Source organism: Herbaspirillum sp. B65 (genome assembly GCF_000333555.1).
Lineage (GTDB): Bacteria > Pseudomonadota > Gammaproteobacteria > Burkholderiales > Burkholderiaceae_D > Herbaspirillum > Herbaspirillum rubrisubalbicans.
Map to the genome: position 1 here is coordinate 1 of NZ_BADI01000635.1, position 1,586 is coordinate 1,586.

3 protein-coding genes are annotated in these 1,586 nt (G+C 48.9%); all 3 read right to left on the reverse strand.

Annotated features, from left to right (window positions below):
• Nucleotides 1-34: 34 nt before the first annotated feature.
• Complete coding sequence (locus tag I5W_RS14940) at nucleotides 35-529, reverse strand: GAD-like domain-containing protein (RefSeq protein ID WP_252717037.1); 495 nt, start codon at nucleotides 527-529, stop codon at nucleotides 35-37.
• 89 nt (nucleotides 530-618) lie between these two features.
• The gene (locus I5W_RS14945; RefSeq protein WP_044529823.1) at nucleotides 619-1,284 is read right to left on the reverse strand and encodes a GAD-like domain-containing protein; all 666 of its coding nucleotides are present in this window, start codon (nucleotides 1,282-1,284) and stop codon (nucleotides 619-621) included.
• A 92-nt stretch (nucleotides 1,285-1,376) separates the two neighbouring features.
• On the reverse strand, nucleotides 1,377-1,535 hold the full coding sequence (locus tag I5W_RS33960; RefSeq protein WP_306302675.1) for a T6SS immunity protein Tdi1 domain-containing protein: 159 nt from the start codon (nucleotides 1,533-1,535) through the stop codon (nucleotides 1,377-1,379).
• Between the last annotated feature and the right edge of the window lie 51 nt (nucleotides 1,536-1,586).

The window sequence follows — 1,586 nt, forward strand, 5'->3', positions numbered from 1 at the left end:
GATGGCGGGCTCGAATCCATAGATCTCATGTGCCTCAAGCGGACCTAGTTGGCTCTGGCGCGTTCGAAGAGCGTTTGTCCGTTCTCATCTCCCATGTCAAACTGGGCCGGATTACTGAACGCAAAAAAAGAACGGATTGAAAAATCCAGGTCTTCCTTAGTTTTCCCTTCAATCGATTTTGTAGGGCAGAGATCATATTGAGGCCGCATACAATCGTGACGCTGCGTCCTGTCTTCTCACCACATACATAGAGGGCACCAAATGCAGACCTTGCAATCACGTGGAACGCGTCAATCTCATCCAATCCTGTGTCGGCGAGCCACTCATCAACAAGGTCTTCATACTCATCAGGGTCAACCGTACAGAAGAGACCATCTACATATTCGCACCATCCTTCTTCCTGCCAGTATTTCAATAACTGATCGGGTAGCCTACCGCGCCATTTTTCAAAGCTTGCGACGGGCACCGTTGAGCGCTTGGTAGCCTCACCAAATTTGCTAACAAAATATTCGAAGTCTTCGTCTCTCATCTCATTGCCTTAGTTTGATTCGTTCCAACCTCAGGTGACCTATGCCTGCGCTTGGCTGGATGTTGAGTTGCGCCGGCATGTCTGCATGATCAAGAGTCGAGTAACTTTTCAATATCGATTCCCGAGTATGGCAATTCCGGCTCGGCGAATTGACGGAGAATCGTCAGGTGCACATTAGCATTCACTTTTGCCAGATTCTCGAGGAGAATTTTTCCTCCTAGCACGATGGCGGGCTCGAATCCATAGATTTCGTGCGGATCAAGAGGGCCTAATTTGGCTCTAGCGCGTTCGAAGAGCGGCTGTCCGTTTTCGTCTTTCATGTCAAACCGCGCCGGATCGCTAAAAGCAAAAAACGAGCGGATTGAAAAATCCAAATCTTCCTTAGTTTTTTCCTTCAATTCATTTCGCAGCGCAAAAACCATGTTGACGGCACAGTGAGCTGTAGCACTGCGCCCTGTCTTCTCACCGAACAAATAAAGGTCGCCAAATGCAGACCTTGCAATCACGTGAAACGCGTCAATCTCATCCAGTCCTGTGTCTGCAAGCCACTCATCAACGAGGTCTTCATAGTCATCAGGATCAACTGTGCAAAAGAGACCATTCGCATATTCACACCATCCTTCTTGGTCCCAGTACGTTAGTAACTGATCTGGCAGCTTACCGCGCCATTTTTCAAGGCTTGCGGCCGGCACGCGGGTGCTCTTGGTCGCCTCGCCAAATTTGCTAATAAAATATTTGAATTTTTCGTCTCTCATCTCAATGCCTTAGTTTGATTCGTTCCAAAACGCAGATGACCTACGCCTGCGTTTAGCTGAATGTCGAGTCGTTCTGTCATGGCTACCCGTTTTCAAGAATCGAGCAACTTTTCAATATCGATCCCCGAGAGTGGCAACTCCGGCTCCGCGAATTGACGGAGAATCGTCAGGTGCACATTGGCATTCACTTTCGCCAGATTCTCAAGGAGAAATTTTCCTCCTAGTACGATGGCTGGCTCGAATCCATAGATTCATGCGGTTCAAGCGGGCCTAGTTTGGATCTGGCGCGTTCGAAGAGGGGC

Bases quoted from the DNA above. Each gene is read 5' to 3' on its own strand.
- I5W_RS14945 (WP_044529823.1), bottom strand. From the start codon at position 1,284: ATGAGAGACGAAAAATTCAAATATTTTATTAGCAAATTTGGCGAGGCG.
- I5W_RS14940 (WP_252717037.1), bottom strand. From the start codon at position 529: ATGAGAGACGAAGACTTCGAATATTTTGTTAGCAAATTTGGTGAGGCT.